General features: G+C 63.2%; 17 protein-coding genes and 1 pseudogene. 6 read left to right on the top strand and 12 right to left on the bottom strand.

Features of this window, described 5'->3' with window-relative positions; translation table 11 throughout:
- Positions 1-23: 23 nt before the first annotated feature.
- The 3 genes from HDC37_RS04025 to HDC37_RS04020 form a co-directional block, all read right to left on the bottom strand.
- A complete protein-coding gene (locus HDC37_RS04025; protein ID WP_179559142.1) occupies positions 24-959 on the bottom strand; it encodes an aminoglycoside phosphotransferase family protein in 936 nt (311 codons plus the stop codon).
- Positions 960-1,029: 70 nt separating this feature from the next.
- Positions 1,030-1,158, bottom strand: coding sequence for a hypothetical protein (locus HDC37_RS17055; protein WP_257021312.1), 129 nt, complete (start codon positions 1,156-1,158; stop codon positions 1,030-1,032).
- Positions 1,159-1,328: 170 nt separating this feature from the next.
- Positions 1,329-1,964 (bottom strand): hypothetical protein, encoded by a 636-nt coding sequence (locus HDC37_RS04020; protein ID WP_179559141.1) that lies wholly within the window; start codon positions 1,962-1,964, stop codon positions 1,329-1,331.
- Positions 1,965-2,113: 149 nt separating this feature from the next.
- Here HDC37_RS04020 and HDC37_RS04015 point away from each other — a divergent pair, with 149 nt between their 5' ends.
- The 3 genes from HDC37_RS04015 (at position 2,114) to HDC37_RS04005 (ending at position 4,158) form a co-directional block, all read left to right on the top strand.
- The gene (locus tag HDC37_RS04015) at positions 2,114-2,572 is read left to right on the top strand and encodes a hypothetical protein (protein ID WP_179559140.1); all 459 of its coding nucleotides are present in this window, start codon (positions 2,114-2,116) and stop codon (positions 2,570-2,572) included.
- 150 nt (positions 2,573-2,722) lie between these two features.
- Positions 2,723-3,481: an aminoglycoside adenylyltransferase domain-containing protein gene (locus tag HDC37_RS04010; RefSeq protein WP_179559139.1), complete on the top strand. Its 759-nt coding sequence runs from the start codon at positions 2,723-2,725 to the stop codon at positions 3,479-3,481.
- 137 nt (positions 3,482-3,618) lie between these two features.
- A complete protein-coding gene (locus tag HDC37_RS04005) occupies positions 3,619-4,158 on the top strand; it encodes an AAA family ATPase (protein WP_179559138.1) in 540 nt (179 codons plus the stop codon).
- Between the two features lie 227 nt (positions 4,159-4,385).
- Here HDC37_RS04005 and HDC37_RS04000 read toward each other — a convergent pair whose 3' ends face one another.
- The gene (locus HDC37_RS04000; protein WP_218869366.1) at positions 4,386-4,895 is read right to left on the bottom strand and encodes a MarR family winged helix-turn-helix transcriptional regulator; all 510 of its coding nucleotides are present in this window, start codon (positions 4,893-4,895) and stop codon (positions 4,386-4,388) included.
- 92 nt (positions 4,896-4,987) lie between these two features.
- On the opposite strand from HDC37_RS04000, the gene HDC37_RS03995 reads away from it, so the two are divergent.
- Positions 4,988-5,347, top strand: coding sequence for a YciI family protein (locus HDC37_RS03995; RefSeq protein ID WP_179559137.1), 360 nt, complete (start codon positions 4,988-4,990; stop codon positions 5,345-5,347).
- Positions 5,348-5,583: 236 nt separating this feature from the next.
- Here HDC37_RS03995 and HDC37_RS03990 read toward each other — a convergent pair whose 3' ends face one another.
- A complete protein-coding gene (locus tag HDC37_RS03990; RefSeq protein ID WP_179559136.1) occupies positions 5,584-6,213 on the bottom strand; it encodes a hypothetical protein in 630 nt (209 codons plus the stop codon).
- A gap of 137 nt (positions 6,214-6,350) precedes the next feature.
- On the opposite strand from HDC37_RS03990, the gene HDC37_RS03985 reads away from it, so the two are divergent.
- Positions 6,351-6,947, top strand: coding sequence for a class I SAM-dependent methyltransferase (locus tag HDC37_RS03985; protein WP_179559135.1), 597 nt, complete (start codon positions 6,351-6,353; stop codon positions 6,945-6,947).
- Between the two features lie 102 nt (positions 6,948-7,049).
- Here HDC37_RS03985 and HDC37_RS03980 read toward each other — a convergent pair whose 3' ends face one another.
- From HDC37_RS03980 to HDC37_RS03970, 3 genes and pseudogenes are all read right to left on the bottom strand, one after another.
- Positions 7,050-8,831, bottom strand: a complete 1,782-nt coding sequence (locus HDC37_RS03980) for a serine/threonine-protein kinase (protein WP_179559134.1) — start codon at positions 8,829-8,831, stop codon at positions 7,050-7,052.
- Positions 8,832-9,026: 195 nt separating this feature from the next.
- Positions 9,027-9,407, bottom strand: a pseudogene (locus HDC37_RS03975) (DUF2326 domain-containing protein); the annotation flags it as partial.
- Between the two features lie 298 nt (positions 9,408-9,705).
- Positions 9,706-10,362, bottom strand: coding sequence for a hypothetical protein (locus tag HDC37_RS03970; RefSeq protein WP_179559132.1), 657 nt, complete (start codon positions 10,360-10,362; stop codon positions 9,706-9,708).
- Positions 10,363-10,680: 318 nt separating this feature from the next.
- On the opposite strand from HDC37_RS03970, the gene HDC37_RS03965 reads away from it, so the two are divergent.
- Positions 10,681-11,196, top strand: coding sequence for a hypothetical protein (locus HDC37_RS03965; protein ID WP_179559131.1), 516 nt, complete (start codon positions 10,681-10,683; stop codon positions 11,194-11,196).
- A gap of 116 nt (positions 11,197-11,312) precedes the next feature.
- Here HDC37_RS03965 and HDC37_RS03960 read toward each other — a convergent pair whose 3' ends face one another.
- The 4 genes from HDC37_RS03960 to HDC37_RS03945 all read right to left on the bottom strand — a co-directional run bounded on the left by HDC37_RS03960 (position 11,313) and on the right by HDC37_RS03945 (position 14,449).
- On the bottom strand, positions 11,313-11,636 hold the full coding sequence (locus HDC37_RS03960) for a hypothetical protein (RefSeq protein ID WP_179559130.1): 324 nt from the start codon (positions 11,634-11,636) through the stop codon (positions 11,313-11,315).
- Positions 11,637-11,868: 232 nt separating this feature from the next.
- Positions 11,869-12,333: a hypothetical protein gene (locus HDC37_RS03955; protein WP_179559129.1), complete on the bottom strand. Its 465-nt coding sequence runs from the start codon at positions 12,331-12,333 to the stop codon at positions 11,869-11,871.
- A 20-nt stretch (positions 12,334-12,353) separates the two neighbouring features.
- Positions 12,354-14,111 carry a hypothetical protein gene (locus tag HDC37_RS03950; protein WP_179559128.1) on the bottom strand — a complete coding sequence of 586 codons (1,758 nt, stop codon included), beginning with the start codon at positions 14,109-14,111 and terminating at the stop codon, positions 12,354-12,356.
- Entirely contained in the window at positions 14,108-14,449 is a 342-nt protein-coding gene (locus HDC37_RS03945) for a DUF6507 family protein (protein WP_179559127.1), read from the bottom strand. The genes HDC37_RS03950 and HDC37_RS03945 overlap by 4 nt, the downstream gene beginning before the upstream one ends.
- Positions 14,450-15,390 lie beyond the last annotated feature (941 nt).

Genomic DNA, 15,390 nt, shown 5'->3' with positions numbered 1-15,390 from the left:
TCGAGTGTCCCAGCGCCGCACGCTCAACCTTTGCCGAACGCACCGAAGGAGGCGAGAGCGTCGTCCACCGTTTTCGCGGACGTGCTGATGGCGGTATGCCCGTCCTCGATATCCCACAGCGTGTTCTGCAGCAGGCGAGCAACCGTCCACCCCGCTGCACGACCACGGTCGAGGTCGAGCATCTCGGTGAGGATATCGAAGCGTCGTCGCACGATGCGTGGCGCGTCAGTGACGGTGTCATTGGTGCTCCACCCGCTGTCCAGGGCAGGCCAAAGATCGAACCCAGGATCGCCGACGAGAGGCTCCGGATCGATTGCTAGCCAGGGTTCACGGTCGGCTGCGAGGACATTGCCATAGTGCAAATCCCAGTGCAGCAGGTGATTCCCGGGCTCGGCTTCGAGCTCGGTGACTCTGCGCATCCATCGATGAAGCCGAGACCGGTCCTCGCCCTCAAGTGTGTGCATCGCTGCGGGCGCGTCGTCCAGCATCCCAGAGAGGATCGTTCCGACACGGGGAAGCCCGTTGGGGGCAGGCGTGCTGTGCAAGCGCGCCAGGAGCGAGCCGACCACACGAACAGCGCTGTCGTCGTCTTCGACGGCTTCGAGGGTGCGATCACCATGGAGGCGCTCGAGCAGCATTCCGCCGCGGTCGGGGTCGCTGTCTAGGAGGCGGACTATCCCACGGCCGTCCCATCGGACGAGGCCGAGGATCGCAGCCGTTGTTTCAGCGCGCGGCACTTGCAACTTCAGCGCTGCCTGCGTCCCGTCGGTGCGACGCACCGGCACGACGATCCCCGCCTCCCCCGATCGGACCACACCTTCCGGTCGAAGCTCCCAATCTTGAAGAAAGTCGCCAGCGACCGACGACAACACACTTGCCCATTCGCGGGTCGCGTCGTTGCCGGTCTCGAAAGCATTGAGAACCCCAGCTGGAACGACGAACTGTTGATCCCCGCCCATACTCAACAGTTCACCACAGCGAGCGACCGCTTACCCCAACAGCCACCATGGCCCATGAGCAGGCCCTTTGTCAGACACGCCCTAGGTCGATTTCCCACGGGTGGTCGCTGATGTAGGTCTCCCACTCCCGACCAAACTCCACGCGCTTGTCTTTCGCGCGGTCGAGGCGCGCGAAAGCGAGATCGAACAGCTGCTGCACGACTTGACACTATGCGCTTGCCCGGACATCGCCGGAGCGACGCCGTCGGCTTGAGTAGCACAACCACCCGCCCGATGGTCTGCTCGTGGTCCCGCTTACGACGCCGAGCCGCCTGCGGACTTTGAGCGCGACGCTAGCCTCGCGGTCACTGGACGTCGTCCAGGCTTCACCTATCGGAGAATGGCACCGTGGAGGTCCAGCGTTACCGTGTGAGTGTGTGGCGCTCGCCCGTCTTTCAAGTGCGTGGCGATCTCGCGTGCCATTGAGGCAGCGGCGACCCGTGCCGCTTCGTAGTCGCTCTCCCACCCGCCGGCGTCAGCTTTCGGCAAGTAGACGAGGAACCCGCCGTCAGTGAATCCCACAGGCCACTCGTCGGCCTCCGGGTCGATCTCGGTGCCAATAACGGTGTCCGGGAAGCCGTAGCGTGCGTACTGTTCGAGCGATGGGTCGATGAGCAGGTTCGTGAGTTCGTCGATTGCAACCATGTGGCCGGACTGTCTGAACGGGGAGTCAGCGGCCCATGGCGCGTCCGTCGCCGGGGTCGGCTCACGCCCGGAGTCGCCGCCGTTCGCCCTAATGTGCGCGGTCGCAGCGGATCCCGTGGTTAGGGTGTTGCCGTTCGCCGCTTGACCGGCGAGGCCAACCGCTTGCGGCGACAGCTCAATTCCGAAGTGCTCGGCGACAAGAACGAGGATCGCGACGCCGGAGATGCACTGCGCATGCCCGTCGATCGCGCGGTTCACGGCAAGCGCGATGCGCTCAATCTGGTCGCTTCTACTGATACCGAACGCCGCCCCTGCATCCACCCTCCAAACCTACAAGTAGGCATGGCCAAGCTGCCTCAAGCCTGCGTCGAGCCACGTCGACACCGATGCGCCGCGGGGCATTTGCGGCGCTCCGAGCAAAGAGACGCTCACGGGCACCGCTCTCGACGCGTGCGGATATCGTCATGGATATGCGTTCGATCCCGCTATCTCTCTCGGAGATTCATCCGCTGAAGAAGCGCAAGTACTGGCATGTATTCGAGCCATCAAGCGAGTTCGTAGCGCCATGGTGGGGACCGGAAGATTCGATTGCCGATGACGACCATTGGCTGTCTGGTCAACTTGCTGGCGCCGAAGTGGCTCGATGCAAGTTCGTTCTTGACATATCACCCCAGTCCCACCCCGTTCTCGGGGAGATGCCGCGCGGTCAACTCGACATTCTCGCGCTCGAAGTCGCAGTGTCGGCACGCGGTCAGGGCATTGGGCGAGACGTGCTCCGCGCGATTCGCGACTTGTTCCCACTGCCGAGGTTGACGGCTCTCAACGACAACGCCGAGTCAAGAGGATTCTGGGACAGCCTGGGATGGGTCCGCCATGAACATCCAAACCCGCTACTTCGATCAGAACGCGTCACCTACTCCGAGCACTGAGAGATTGGCGATCTCGCGAGTCCGACGTGTGTTAGATCTGCGCCCATCAGCATCGACTCGTAGCCCGTGGATGGACCCTGTTTCGCACCTCCCTTACGGCGTTTGGCGTCAACAGGCGGTCGAGGGATTGGTTAGGGGAAGACTGGGGCTGTGAAGAATTTGAGTGCGGACGTGACGCGGCAAGCGGAGGCCGTGCAGACTGCATTGCGCGAGAGTCTGGTGGGACTTTATCTGTATGGGTCTGCCGTGGCCGGTGGTCTGCGAGCAGAAAGCGACGTCGACCTCCTCGCGGTGATTAGTAGCCGGCTGGAACACGGTGAGCGTGCTCAGCTCATCGCGGTTCTGCTACATGTGTCCGGTCGGCGTGCGTACGACGGTCCCGCCCGTCCCGTCGAGCTGACGGTGATGCTGGCTGAGGACCTCGATCCGTGGCGGCCGGTCGTGCAGCTGCAGTACGGCGAGTGGCTTCGCGATGACGCGATCGCTGATCGTCTACCTGGACCGCACGTTGATCCCGATGCGACGCTGCTACTCGCGATGGCACGCGACGCGGGCATATCGCTGTTCGGGCCCAGTGCTCAGGAGCTTCTGCCGGATATCCCCCACGGGGCGGTGCGCTCAGCAATCGTTCAGTCGCTGCCATCTCTGATGGAGGACCTCGATGGCGACGAACGCAACGTGGTCCTGACGCTCGCCCGCATGCAGGCAACGCTGGACACCGGGCGATTCCTGCCGAAAGACGCCGCCGCCGAGGAGCTCGCCGTCACCGCACCCACGGATCAGGCTGAGATGCTCAGAACCGCCGCCGCGGCCTACCGTGGCGAAATAGTAGATGACTGGGATCAGCTGGCACCGGCGCTGAAAGACTTCGTAGCGCGCGTTTCCGCCTCAATAAACGCAGCGAGCTGAGCTGAACCACACGTGGTCGCTGGAGGATCCATCTTCGAGACGCCTGGCTTTCGACCTTCCACGACGCGACTGGATCGGCCGGATCGCCGACCGCAAGTAGCCCCGAGAGCTCGGTTTCGCTCCCGTAGCATCGGCCTGTGCGGCTGGAAGACCTCGGTGGGAGAATCTGCGTGCTCGGACCATCCGGCAGCGGCAAGTCCACGCTGGCTAACGCGATAGGCGAGCTACGGGCGTTACCGGTCGTGCACCTCGACCGCTACCGGCACATCGCGGGCACGCAGTGGCAGATTCGGGCCGACGATGAGTTCACGTGTCTGCACGATGCGGCCGTCCGCTCCGAGCGGTGGGTCATGGACGGCAACTATTCAAGGCTGCTGCCTCACCGTCTCGCGAGAGCCACGGGAGTGATCCTCTTGGACATCTCGACGGCGGCCAGCCTCGTCAGATACGTGCGTCGAACCCTAGGATCCGGACCACGAATCGGAGGCCTCGAGGGTACGAGGGAGAAGCTGTCGTGGGAGATGGTGAGCTACATCATCAAACACACGCGCCCGAACAGGCAACGACGCAAGGAACTCTTCCAACAGCTGACGCTACCCAAGATCTACCTTCGCGGCACTTCGGCCGTCACTGATTTCTATCGAATCGAAGGCCTCCCTCGACCGCAGGGGAAATAGAAGCGGTTGCTCGCGCCGTCGCGGTTGTGGATCCATGACCGCGACGACCCCCGTCGCGGTGATCGACCGGCTTGCGTACGCTCGTCGCCCGTTCTGTGCGGTTCGGAACGGGGCCTCACTGGGGGAGTGTCATCTCGCCGGATTCGGTCCGCGCGCACGGACTGCCAGTTCGTCGTCCCTGGTGTCCCGGGGCGGGTGCGGCGGTGGCGGTGCGGGCGCCGACAGTGTCAACGGTCAGAGAGACCGTGGAGGAGTATGCGGAGTGTTTCGTCCAGCTGGTCGCGTTGTGGTGACCCAAGAGGTTCGAGGAGTTGTATGACATTCGCGGTGTGCGCGGTCATCGCTGCGTCGACGACCTCGAAACCTTTTGGGGTGAGTCGAACACGGAAGCTCCGGCGGTTGAGCTCGTCGAGTTTGCGATCGATGAGACCGCCGCGGACGAGACGATCGAGGCGCGCGGTCATACCGGCTTTGGACAGAAGAAGTGCGGAGGCGAGCGTCGTCGGGGTGAGTTCATATGGACTGCCTGCTCGACGCAGCGTTGCCAGCACATCGAACTCGCCGCTCTGGAGGTCGTACTCATCGAAGACGCGCTGCTGCGCTGAAGAGAGCAGATTCGCGACTCGTCCGAGCCTCCCAACCACGGCGATCGCGGAAAGGTCGAGGTCGGGTCGCTCGGCGGTCCACGCCGCGACGACCTCGTCAACCGCGTCGGAGCCGGCGAAGGGCATTTTCATAGCATCACTCTACTTCATCAAAGTGTTTGACAACGAACAGTTCTCCATCTAACTTGGACGCGTCGAGCCCACCGATCAAGGAGATGAGAGAGATGCAGTACTTCCTGACCGTTCCCCACGACTCAGCAACGGAGCCGACCATGGAGTCGGAGCTGGACGTCGATCCGGCCGCGTTCGAGCAACTGATGGCCGACGTGCAGAAGTTCAACGAGGATCTCGAGGCGTCGGGCGCCTTCCGATTCGCCGGCGGACTACAGCCCCCATCGACAGCAAAGACGATCGACGCGACCGACGGCGAAGCAACCGTCCTCGAGGAACCGTTCGTCGCCGCGGACGCGTATGTCGGCGGCTTCTGGGTGATCGATACCGACAGCGAGGCCGACGCCGTCGCATGGGCCGAGCGCGCATCTCGCGTGCTCCAAAGCCGGATCGAGATCCGGGAACTCCAGTAAGACTGCACAATTCGCCGCTGACGGCCGTGGACGAACAATCCGCGGCCGCCAGCTCTGACCCACCGGAGCATCAGAACGATTCTTTTGACCCGGTCACCCGGCCGGAGTCGAACTCTTGCGCACGCCCCCAAATAGTCACCGGTCCGTGGTGAACGCTTAGCGACCGTCGTTCGGGCGGCGACGTCGTTACAGAAGGGGCGAAGAGATCGAGTGAAGGGTGAAGCCCGCTGAGGCGATCACTCCTGGTCAGGCGGCGCGAGATGAACGCCTCGAATCAGAATGCCCGGCGCCGTTACATCGTCCACACCCGGGATCTGCGGCTCGATGATCGCTGAGACCGGGACCGGCTCCGGATCGATAGCCTCGAGTTCCTCGCTACCGCGCCCGACCCACACACGCATCCCGTTCGTGAGCTCGAGCACCGGGCCGACGCGTTCGGGAGGATCCGGGATATCAGTACCAGGCTGGCTCATCCAAACGTTGGCCTTTGTCAACTCGTCCCAACGATCGCGGACTTGGATGGTTTCGTATCGATCTGGGACGGTCCAGCGGCCGAGTGCTCCTCGCGTAACCCCGATTACGAAGGCGCGCCGATGCCCACCTACGAAGTCGGGCGGCGCGTACTTCCACGGGGCGCGATCAACCCCTTCCGGCAACCGCGCGTCGGTGGACCGATTGCTCTCTTTCGTCTCGGCGGTGCGCCATGCCACTTCACCGTGGAGCGATGTCTTCCAGGAAGGCACGTCTCCGTCCGCGATGTAGGTGTCATTTCCGTGGCACCACACGATAAACCGCCCGACAGTAAGACCTGCGTTCGGCCCGTCCGTGATGCGGAACGCGAATCGGACCCGCGGAGACTTGCCCATACCGACATCTTGTCGTTTGAAAGAGCTGCTGCATCACATGCGGACCGGCTTGCGCACCTGGGTGTGTGGATAGGCCGGCGGTTGACGGACTTGGGTCGACGTGCGCCTTGGTCGTTGCCTGGTGGAAGTATGAGCGGATGACGGAGGACGCGAGATCACTGTGGGATGCAGAGGCGGAGACTTTTGACGATGCCGCCGACCATGGACTGCGCGATCCTGATGTCCGCCGCGCATGGGCGGACTTACTACTCCCCGTGATGGGTGGTCGTGGACGAATGGTCGCTGATCTCGGGTGCGGAACAGGCACGCTGTCTCTCCTGCTAGCGGCGGAGGGCGGCCACGTCGTCAGTGGTGTCGACTTCTCTGCCGAGATGATTCGCCGAGCTCGCAAGAAGGGCCACCGGACGATACCGAAGCCGTCATTCATCGTCGCCGACGCCGCCGACCCGCCGCTTCAGGCCGGGGCTTTCGACGTCGCCCTTTCCCGTCATGTCCTCTGGGCGATGCCCGACCCGGCCACGGCCCTGCAGAACTGGATCGAGCTGCTGACGCCGACCGGCCTGCTGATCCTCATCGAGGGCCGATGGAGCACTGGAGTCGGACTGACCGCCGCCGAAAGCGTCAGTCTCGTGAGCGAGCTTCGAAACGACGTGGAACTCCGCCTGCTAAATGACCCGTCGTACTGGGGCGGTCCCACCTCCGACGAGAGATACCTGATCGTCAGCCGCAGGTGACGCGCGGAACGACCGCTCACCGACCGTCTTGCGTGCGCCCATGCCTGGCTCTTACCGCCAGTAAGCGCCGCACGGATGCGAACGCTCTGCGCGCCGGGAGAGCTACGGCACGCGGGTTCCAAGTAGCTTCCCGAGAATTACGGCGACGTCGAAGTCCCGATTCCACGTGAGCGCGACGAGATCGTCGTACTCTGCCTCCGGATGGAGCAGATTGAGCACGTCGGCCTCGAAAACCGAACCTTGCTCGGCGAGCCCAAGTGCTTCGTCGCGGAAGCTTCGGTAGCCCTCGCGCGACCGGAACATGATCGAGTAGTCACCACCCACGAGCTCTCCGACGGAGACGTTCCACCTCGACTCAAGCGCGCCGAGCGCATCGGCGACGTCGTCGGCATTGAACGGCTCGCTGAACAGTTCTGCACCCGTCACTTCGCGTGCGGAATCGAGCGGAAGTGTCTCGCTCCACCGCACCGAGAGACTGTGCTCGATCTCGATCTCTTCGCGAATCGTTCTATCGAGCGGCAGGTAGTCCGTACTCAAGTACCTTCGGACGCTGCTGATGATCCAGAGAATCGGGGCTCCGATCAGGTTGGTCCGCAATGCGTCGTTGCCTTCGCCGTACACGGATGTATGGATGCTCGTCAGGAGCTCTTGGCAGTGGTAATCCTTGAGGAACCGGAACAGGTGGGCCGATTGCCGCGGCAGGCCACTCCATAGCGACCGCTTCGGGAGTGGAAAGTCAGCCAGGATCGAATCGAGTTCGCCTAGGAGTTTCGGCTTGGAGTCGGACGAGACGGCAGCGTCGTCTCTGTCGCCCCAGGATCCGGCTCCCTCGTAGTCGAACTTCGCCTTGCACAGCGAGTACACAATGGCTTGCGCACACGCGTTGAATAGCTCAGTGGACGCCTCGTAGGAGATCTCACAGTGATAGTTGAGGTTGTACCGCTTCAGGTCCTCGTCGGAGGCGCGCTCAAAGACGTACTTTGCCGACAGTATGTCTCGAGCAGCACGGTCAAGCGTTCGCTCAACTTCATCGGAAGAGACGCCTGCGGGCACTTCGCTGGGTCGCATGTCGTCTGCGTTGTCTTCGATAGTTGCCTCGAGTCGCTGATGCAGTACGCGGAGAAGGCCCCGCACCGTATCGATAGAAAGCCGCTGCGCCTCGTCTTGAACGATCATCTGTTCAACGATGGGGTCCAGGTCCGCGAGGAACGGGTAGTTGTCGCGCACCAGCGCGTGTCGCCTTCCGCGAGCGTTCTGCTTCGTGAACATCTCGGTGATGATGAGACCGAGGGCGAAGATGTCCGCTGGCTTGCCGACTGCAAGCGCGTTGTCTCTTAGCATCTGTTCTGGAGCGAGGTAGTTCCGGTTCACGAGAAGATCGCCGCGCTTGGTGAGCGCCGAGTGCTTAAAGTGCGCTATGCCGAAGTCGGCTAGAACGAGCCTGCGTCGCTCTGGTTCGACGAGAACGTTCTCCGGCTTGAGATCTCGATGCACAATGCCGTCGCCATGCACGTGCGTCAGCGCTTCGCAGAGTTGGCGTGCGTAGTCGAGCAAGACGTCGGGGTCCGATTCCTCATTGATGACGTCGCGGAGCGTGTTCGGGTAAAAGTCCATGACGTAGTAGTAGTAGTTCTCGTCCTCTGAGCATGCATGGATTCTCACGACGTTCGGGTGGCTCGTAGTTTGGCCGTACTCGATCTCTTGCTTGAAGCGCCTATTGCGTGTGGAGGCCTCCTTAGAATCTTTCACGATTCGCTTGATCGCGAACACTTCACCTTCGGGCTGGCGGTGGGCCTTCCAGACCACCGCTGATCCACCCGCCCCCAACGATGACTTAGTCGCGTAGACCACGCCATCGATATCGAGTTGCACATGTTTCGGCATGCTCCCACGCTAACGAGTGGCGCACCGACGTCGCGCCCGACGCAGCCGACCCGAATCTACGCGTACGACAGGGGACGCTCGTGTGAGCGTTGCGTCGGTGACGCCCCAACAGGGGTGCAAACCTGCTGACCAGGCGCGCCGCCTTGGCAGGGCAAGCGCTTGATCAGAGACAAGACAAGACCCGAAGCTCGCCAGTCAGTTGAAGCGGATGCCGAAAAGGCCACCGCTTTCGTATTCGTCAGTCAGGGTCACGGCCTGATGGAATTGGAGATCCGGGGCCCACGACAAAGCCTGTTCGAAGACATCCGAGTTCATCGTGACTGTGTACTGCAGTCCTTCCGCCCGGCACAACCGCTCGGCAGCTTGCAAAGCCAGAGCAATCTGACGCTCCTCGACAGAGTCGAACAAATGACTGTCGTGAACCAGGAAGTCAGGGCCGCGGCCATGTCGATGCGCGACGACAGCCATGGTGATGTCGAAGCAGAAGAGTGCGATCGCGGCAGCGCCGGCACTCCGCTCGCCCCCCAATGTAGGGGAGATCCTGTATCCGCTGGTCGTCGCTTGCACGGTGAGGGCTCCAGGTCGCTGGGCACCGAGTAGCGCGGCCCATGCTGCGCTCGCTTGTCAGAACAATATCTGAAACCAGTTCGACTACCGCGAGCCTGGATCTCCGTGCGTCAGCTCCGACGAAGCTCAACGCACTTGATATCGTCTGCGACAGCATCGATCCTTGACCGATGTCACCCCTGTGCGTTGTCGTCTTGCACGCTAAGGTCCGCTCACCGCGCAACGCCCGCAGAGGGATGGGCCAGCGCGAGGTCCTGACCAAGCAGGTCAGGATGAGCATGCGCCTCAGGTCCTGGCCGACCGGTCCTCACTCTCGGGACCTATTGAACCTGAAAAGGCCACCCGTGAGACGCTCCACTTCCGCGTCGAGGACAGCCAGGAACTCGGTAGGGTCGTCAATCCCTTTGCGGTCGATGGCTCCGAACGCTCCTTCGAATGCGAGAGTGCGCGCGACGTAGATCACGAAGGCGTACAGATTTGCCCGTGTGGGTGTCATGACCCGTGGATACCATTCGAGCTCAGGGTCGAACTCGATCTCCATGCCGACAGACTTCGCCCGCTCAACCTCGACATAGATCTCAAGTTGTTGATCGACGAAACCGCGAATGTGTGCTCGGTGCTCTTCGCCTAAGCGACCGATTAATGTAGTCACTTCAGCATCGGTTACCTGGAACACGAGTTCATGCGCGAGTCTGTTTCGCAACCCGTTGAACCCGCGCACAGCTACCGCCATATCGTGGTCGAGAACACCAACGGCTTCGGCAAGTGCAAGTTTGTGCTCGAATCGTGCACCGCCCCACCCGATCGCATCTGGGCTCTCTAGTTTCCCGCGTGCTGCGTACTCAAGGAGGGCTTCGATCCACAAATGTCCTCGGAGCAAGACGCCGACATCATCAGATTCTCGAAGGACGCCGACTAGCTCACGGAAGTGCACGGTATCGAGGTTGACGCGCTTGCCGCCCATACAGCGAATGTACGGGACGACGGCAGAGGGCTCCTGAACGAAACGATTGTCAACGATCGCCCGGCCGCTGCCCGCTGAAGGATGCCCGTCGAACGCACTGAGGACCGCCCGCGAGGTACCGCTCTCGTGCATTGCCCAAATGCGGATCCCTGGCCGAAAGTGATGGGGTCACCGCGAGCAATAGTCGCTGCGACGATCCTCCGGTGACGCCGAGAAGCACCGACACAGCAGAAGTATTGGCGGGCACCCCGGTGGGCGGCGTCTCGGTTACCCGAAGCGGAGTTGGTTGTCGTCCGAGAGCTCGCGCATAGGGGCAGCATGACCGCGTTGCTCAACATCCACCCCTTCCCGCTGTTCATCACCGTCGACGAGATGTGGAACTCCCCCATCTGGGGCGGATTCCATGAGTGTCTCGAACTCGGGGTCAGCACCGTGGTGCCCGTCACCGAGTTCGCTGCCTCCACCGACCTCGACCATCTGAGCCAGATCGTTCGGCTGGACTCCCGCGCGCACACCGACGCCCTCCCTACGAGGCACGGGCTGCTCCTGTGGGAGTACTCGGCCGAGCAGCGTTCCGTCGTGCTCCGGGTCGCCGATAAGCACCGCATCCGGGCGGCGGACGCCGCCGCGTTCATCGCCCACCGCATCTTCCCGAAGCTCGGCCTTCTCGACTCGGAAGGTCAACCTGTGACCGCGGCGGGCAAGCTTCCGAAGTACGACGGTCCCAACCAGCAGTCGTTCTACGGCGACTTCAACTTCCCCTTCTCCGTCACCCCACCGACCTGGTTCCCGCAGGCCGGTATGCCGAAACTCGTTTTCCAGCGCTGGGGATGAAGATCGGGAGCCTAGCGCGACAGCCAGGTGTGCGTAATGACCTCGTAGCCAACCGTGAGTGGGCGTCGAACTGACCCATGATTTTGGGAACGTTGACGGGCCCGAGGCGAATTCGACTAGCAGACGTCCAGTTCGCCGATGAGCTCGACCAGCAAGTCCACGGATTGCCCGGCGGCCAACCAGTCGATAGGGCTCATGTTGTCGAGTTCCTCCATGGGATTGAATAGCACGAAGATCTTGTCCCGCCGATTAGTGCCGGAAGGAAATGCGGACACCACGCGGTGGTCAACGGTGCGGAGGTCTAAGTCCGGAACGGTGTCCGCCGCGTTCAGTTGTGCCCTGCGCAGTTCGGCTTCCCGACGTCCCGCGCGCGTGAACGCCTCGGCTGGAACGCCTGCAGCAATCGCAAAGCGCCGCTCAGCGTCAGAAAGGCCGGTCATGACGAAAAGATACGTCACCCACGCGATCCGTGGTCAGTAGAGCACCGGGCCGATCCCCTACTGCCCATTCAGCGCCCACCTTTTCTTGACCGCGAAACTTCCGACGGTTGTACTGTCCGCCGCCTACCAGAGCCCCAACCGCCACGCAGAGGGGATCCAGGACGACCGCAGTAGCGAGCGGCGGCTCACTTATGGACCAGTTGGTGGGCGCTTTCGGCGTCGTGCTGAGGTTTCAGTACTCTGCGGTGGGATCGACGTCGTCCGGGAGGCTGAAGCAGGCGCTGCCGGAGGCGATGTTGATGGCTACCGCGTTCTCGCGGTAGCTGACGACCGCTGCTTCGCCGCCGGGGCCAAAGATGATGGTTTCGGGTCGGCCGGAGTCAGTGGAGTAGGTGCCGTTATCGAAACTCTCTGCCACCTGCTGCAACATCGCCTCCTCATCAGCGGGCCCCGTGAGGAATACCCGCGTGTTCCCTGTCCACTGGTAGGTGTTCTCTTCGTTGCATGGCAGGAGCACGCCGGTCTCATCCTGCTCGGTGCGGTCCACCATTTCGTCAGGGATCGTCGCGGCAACGTCTGTCTCAAACTGCTGCGTGGCAGCTTTCGCGTCTTCGACGGTCAAGGAATCTTCCACGGCGTTTCCTCCAGTCGAACAGCCGGTCGTTGCAGCCGCGGTCACGAGGAGCAGCGCGATCACAGCAGTATGGCGTCGTCGTGTCATCGGTCTTCGATTCGGTCTCTGATGCGGTCGAGCACGGCGATATTCTCCGCTGACGTGCCGGCGATCAGCGAATGGTTGCGTTCAGGATGGATGGTCGCGGGGATGAACGGGGGCGGACCGGTGGGCACGCTCGGGTAACTCGGGCTCGGAAGGTATAGGTCGAAGTCGCCCTCGCGTTCGTACACGGTGGAAGTAAAAGCGTCGTTCTCGTCGGGCACGTTCCCGCCTCCGACGGCGCCGAGGTCCTGGGCGATGGAGAGAAAATCGGTATAGCTCTGGTGGGTGTACACCGTCTCGCGTGAGGGCTCCCAGCCGGTTGGCAGGTAGGCTCCGGCGAGGCTTTCGACCTGGTCGTATCGTGCCTCGGCGACTTCCGACGCCGCGATGTTCGCAAGACCCCAGGAGTGCCCGATGCCGACCTGATAGGTGTTGGCGAGGTGCGGGTCGGTCAGCATGCCCTGCTGGAAGTTAGCGACCCGCCGCCCAGACGCGAGGGCCCGGTCGATGTCGTTGGCCTCCATGAGCCCGCGCACGACGTCATCGGGGTTGACTGCTCCGGGAAACACGCCGTCCTTCCACACGAACACGACGACGTCCGAGTTCCGCTGATTGAGCCATCGAGCCACGTGCTGCACGTCGCCGCCATAGAAGGACTGCTCGGTAGTGAAAGTCCCCGGGCTATAGGTGACCGTGGCGAGGGTCTCTGTCGTCGGCGTTCCGAACATCTCGATCAGCCGATGATGTGCAGGATCGTACAAGTACAATTGCACCGCGTAGGTGCCGTCCTCGCGGCGCCTGGTCGCCTTTTCGAGGTAGGCGATCTCTGCTCGAAGCTGTTCGATCTCTTTGTCCTGGGCGTAGTAGGAGACGGGGGCGCTGTCACGGGCGGCTTCCAGCCGGGACAACCTCTGCCGGGCATCGCTGAGTCGGTCGCGCGCCAGTTGGCGGTTCGCGGTCACGCGGGCCGCGGCAGGGACCCCGCCGAGCGCGCCGATGATGGCGGGCGCGGTGAAGATCAGCGCGGTCTGCGCCGCGGACGTACTCCGCTCCGGATCGGCGAGGGACGTCCACCAGTCGGCGACCGCGCTCGGATCGGGCGGGTGCAGCCGGAGGAGTTCCTCCCATTCGGGATGCAATGCGAGCAGTCGACGCATCGTGATGGCGTCACTGCCAGCGAGGGAGTTGAGGAGGGCGAACCCGAGGCCGGTGGTCAGCGAGTCTTCGACCTCAGCCCAGTCGATGTCCGCCGAGTCGGAGGCAGAAGGCAGACCGACGACGACCGGTTCCTCGATACCGCGCAGGGTGCGCACGCACTCCCCCACCGCCTCGTCGATCCGTTGCTGCGCGCGGGTGCACTGGTCCCGAAGGTCGGCGTCGGTGCTCTCGCCGAGCAGCGGCCACAGCGGGTCTGACTCCCCTTTGGGAAACCGTTCTCGATGGGCGACAACGTCGGAGGCCAAACTCACGAGGACGGTCTGGACCAACGCCAGCTCCTCCCCCAAGGCCTGGAGCGCCCCGGCAACCGCAACCGCCGTGTCGGCCACGTCTTCCGTCACGAGTGTCACGGGCGCCATCGCGGCGGAGACGGTGTCGGTGTGGTCCGTGTCGTAAGCGTCCGTGATCGGCTGCCAGGCCGACACCACCGCACTCGCTTGATCCGGCACACCCGCGGCCGCCCGGCCAAGCTCGTCGGCCGCCGCCACGAGGTCCTCGGGTGTCAGCGGCACCCGCGGCACCAGATCGATTGAGATCACAGCGCCCGGTGCCCAGCGAGAGCGGGGATGTCCGTTGACGCCTGAGCGGCCGTTGCCGTTGCCACCATCTCACGGTCCGCCTCGATGAACGCGACCGTTCCCGCGCCGACCGCCTGAACCGACCCGGCCAACCGCGCGGCAACGGCACCAGTCAGTTCCCGGCGTGACCGGAACGCCATCTCGACCGCGGTACGCACCTCCGCCGCTTCCCCCGCCGCGGTACCGCACGACTCAACCGCGGTAAGCACCTGCCGCAGCGCCTCATCAAGCACCTCGGCGGCAGAGAGGGTGGCCCGGGAAGCGTCGGCGACTCCGACGACGTCCACCCGATAATGCATGCGAACCATGCTAAGTCAGCGCCCGTGAGCCCCCTCGTGATTGTGGATAACCCCGAAATCGAACTTCCCTCCGTCGGTTTACCGGGATCACCGCTATTGAGAAGGGCCACTCCAGCCAGCGGACCAGATATCTCGATTCGCAAACTCACCAGGGCGGGATTGACTCGAGCAGCTCAGCTCTTATGTCAGTCACTCAGTTGGGCGCTGACCCTGCGTCGAGGAGATTGCTCCCGACCACACCCAACAGCGATACTCACGTCCGCCGGCGTGGAAACGGATTGCGACGGCGTGCGCCGTCCACATGCACGCTTCCGCATCGACCTGCACCGGCGTGGACCCAAACCGGACCCATGCCCGCACAGGACGAGGTCTCGGGTCGGTGGTGCAGGCAAGCTCGTCGAGCTGCAGTTCGGTTCGGGTCAGGGTCTGCAGCGGGCCTTGCTCGGTGCTGCGCTGGAGTACGCGGTCGCTGATCTGACGGTCAACGGAGTCCGCGTACCTGCGGTTGGTGCCCAACGTGCCGGAATTCCTTCCTCCGGCCGAGTGACGGCAATCCTAACCGGCGTTAACGACGCGCCGCAGCACGCTGCCCTCTCGGAGGTAGACGACCCCGCACGTTACGCACTCATACCCACGCGGGTCGTCCCGTAGCACGGTGTGACAACGGGGGCAGGTGGGTTGGGCGAACTCGTCCACCCGCCCAGATTACGTGCTGCTCACTGACATAGCGCGCGTCGACCAGGACCGCCAGACGGGCGCCGCGGCGAGCTCACAGCGGCCGAGAAGAGTGCCGACTGAGCCGGCGGCGCCGGGGACGCCACCACACCGATTCGCGAGTCGCAACCCTGGGCCGCCCCCTTCATTCGGTCCGGTCGCTGTGCGAGTCGTCGGTTTCCAGTTGATGGGTGCATTGCCGAGCGTAGTCGACCGGTGCGAGGTAT

The sequence above is a fragment of the Microbacterium sp. AK009 genome (genome assembly GCF_013410955.1).
In the GTDB taxonomy this organism is placed as follows: domain Bacteria; phylum Actinomycetota; class Actinomycetes; order Actinomycetales; family Microbacteriaceae; genus Microbacterium.
Note: the sequence above shows the minus strand (reverse complement) of the source record. Positions and strands in the feature narration are given on the sequence as shown.

Excerpts from the sequence above, each read along its gene's own strand:
- HDC37_RS03985 (WP_179559135.1), top strand. The coding sequence starts at position 6,351 with ATGACGGAGGACGCGAGATCACTGTGGGATGCAGAGGCGGAGACTTTT.
- HDC37_RS03970 (WP_179559132.1), bottom strand. The coding sequence starts at position 10,362 with ATGGGCGGCAAGCGCGTCAACCTCGATACCGTGCACTTCCGTGAGCTA.
- HDC37_RS04015 (WP_179559140.1), top strand. The coding sequence starts at position 2,114 with ATGCGTTCGATCCCGCTATCTCTCTCGGAGATTCATCCGCTGAAGAAG.
- HDC37_RS03960 (WP_179559130.1), bottom strand. The coding sequence starts at position 11,636 with ATGACCGGCCTTTCTGACGCTGAGCGGCGCTTTGCGATTGCTGCAGGC.
- HDC37_RS04000 (WP_218869366.1), bottom strand. The coding sequence starts at position 4,895 with ATGAAAATGCCCTTCGCCGGCTCCGACGCGGTTGACGAGGTCGTCGCG.
- HDC37_RS03945 (WP_179559127.1), bottom strand. The coding sequence starts at position 14,449 with ATGCATTATCGGGTGGACGTCGTCGGAGTCGCCGACGCTTCCCGGGCC.
- HDC37_RS03990 (WP_179559136.1), bottom strand. The coding sequence starts at position 6,213 with ATGGGCAAGTCTCCGCGGGTCCGATTCGCGTTCCGCATCACGGACGGG.
- HDC37_RS04025 (WP_179559142.1), bottom strand. The coding sequence starts at position 959 with ATGGGCGGGGATCAACAGTTCGTCGTTCCAGCTGGGGTTCTCAATGCT.
- HDC37_RS03965 (WP_179559131.1), top strand. The coding sequence starts at position 10,681 with ATGACCGCGTTGCTCAACATCCACCCCTTCCCGCTGTTCATCACCGTC.
- HDC37_RS03980 (WP_179559134.1), bottom strand. The coding sequence starts at position 8,831 with ATGCCGAAACATGTGCAACTCGATATCGATGGCGTGGTCTACGCGACT.
- HDC37_RS03995 (WP_179559137.1), top strand. The coding sequence starts at position 4,988 with ATGCAGTACTTCCTGACCGTTCCCCACGACTCAGCAACGGAGCCGACC.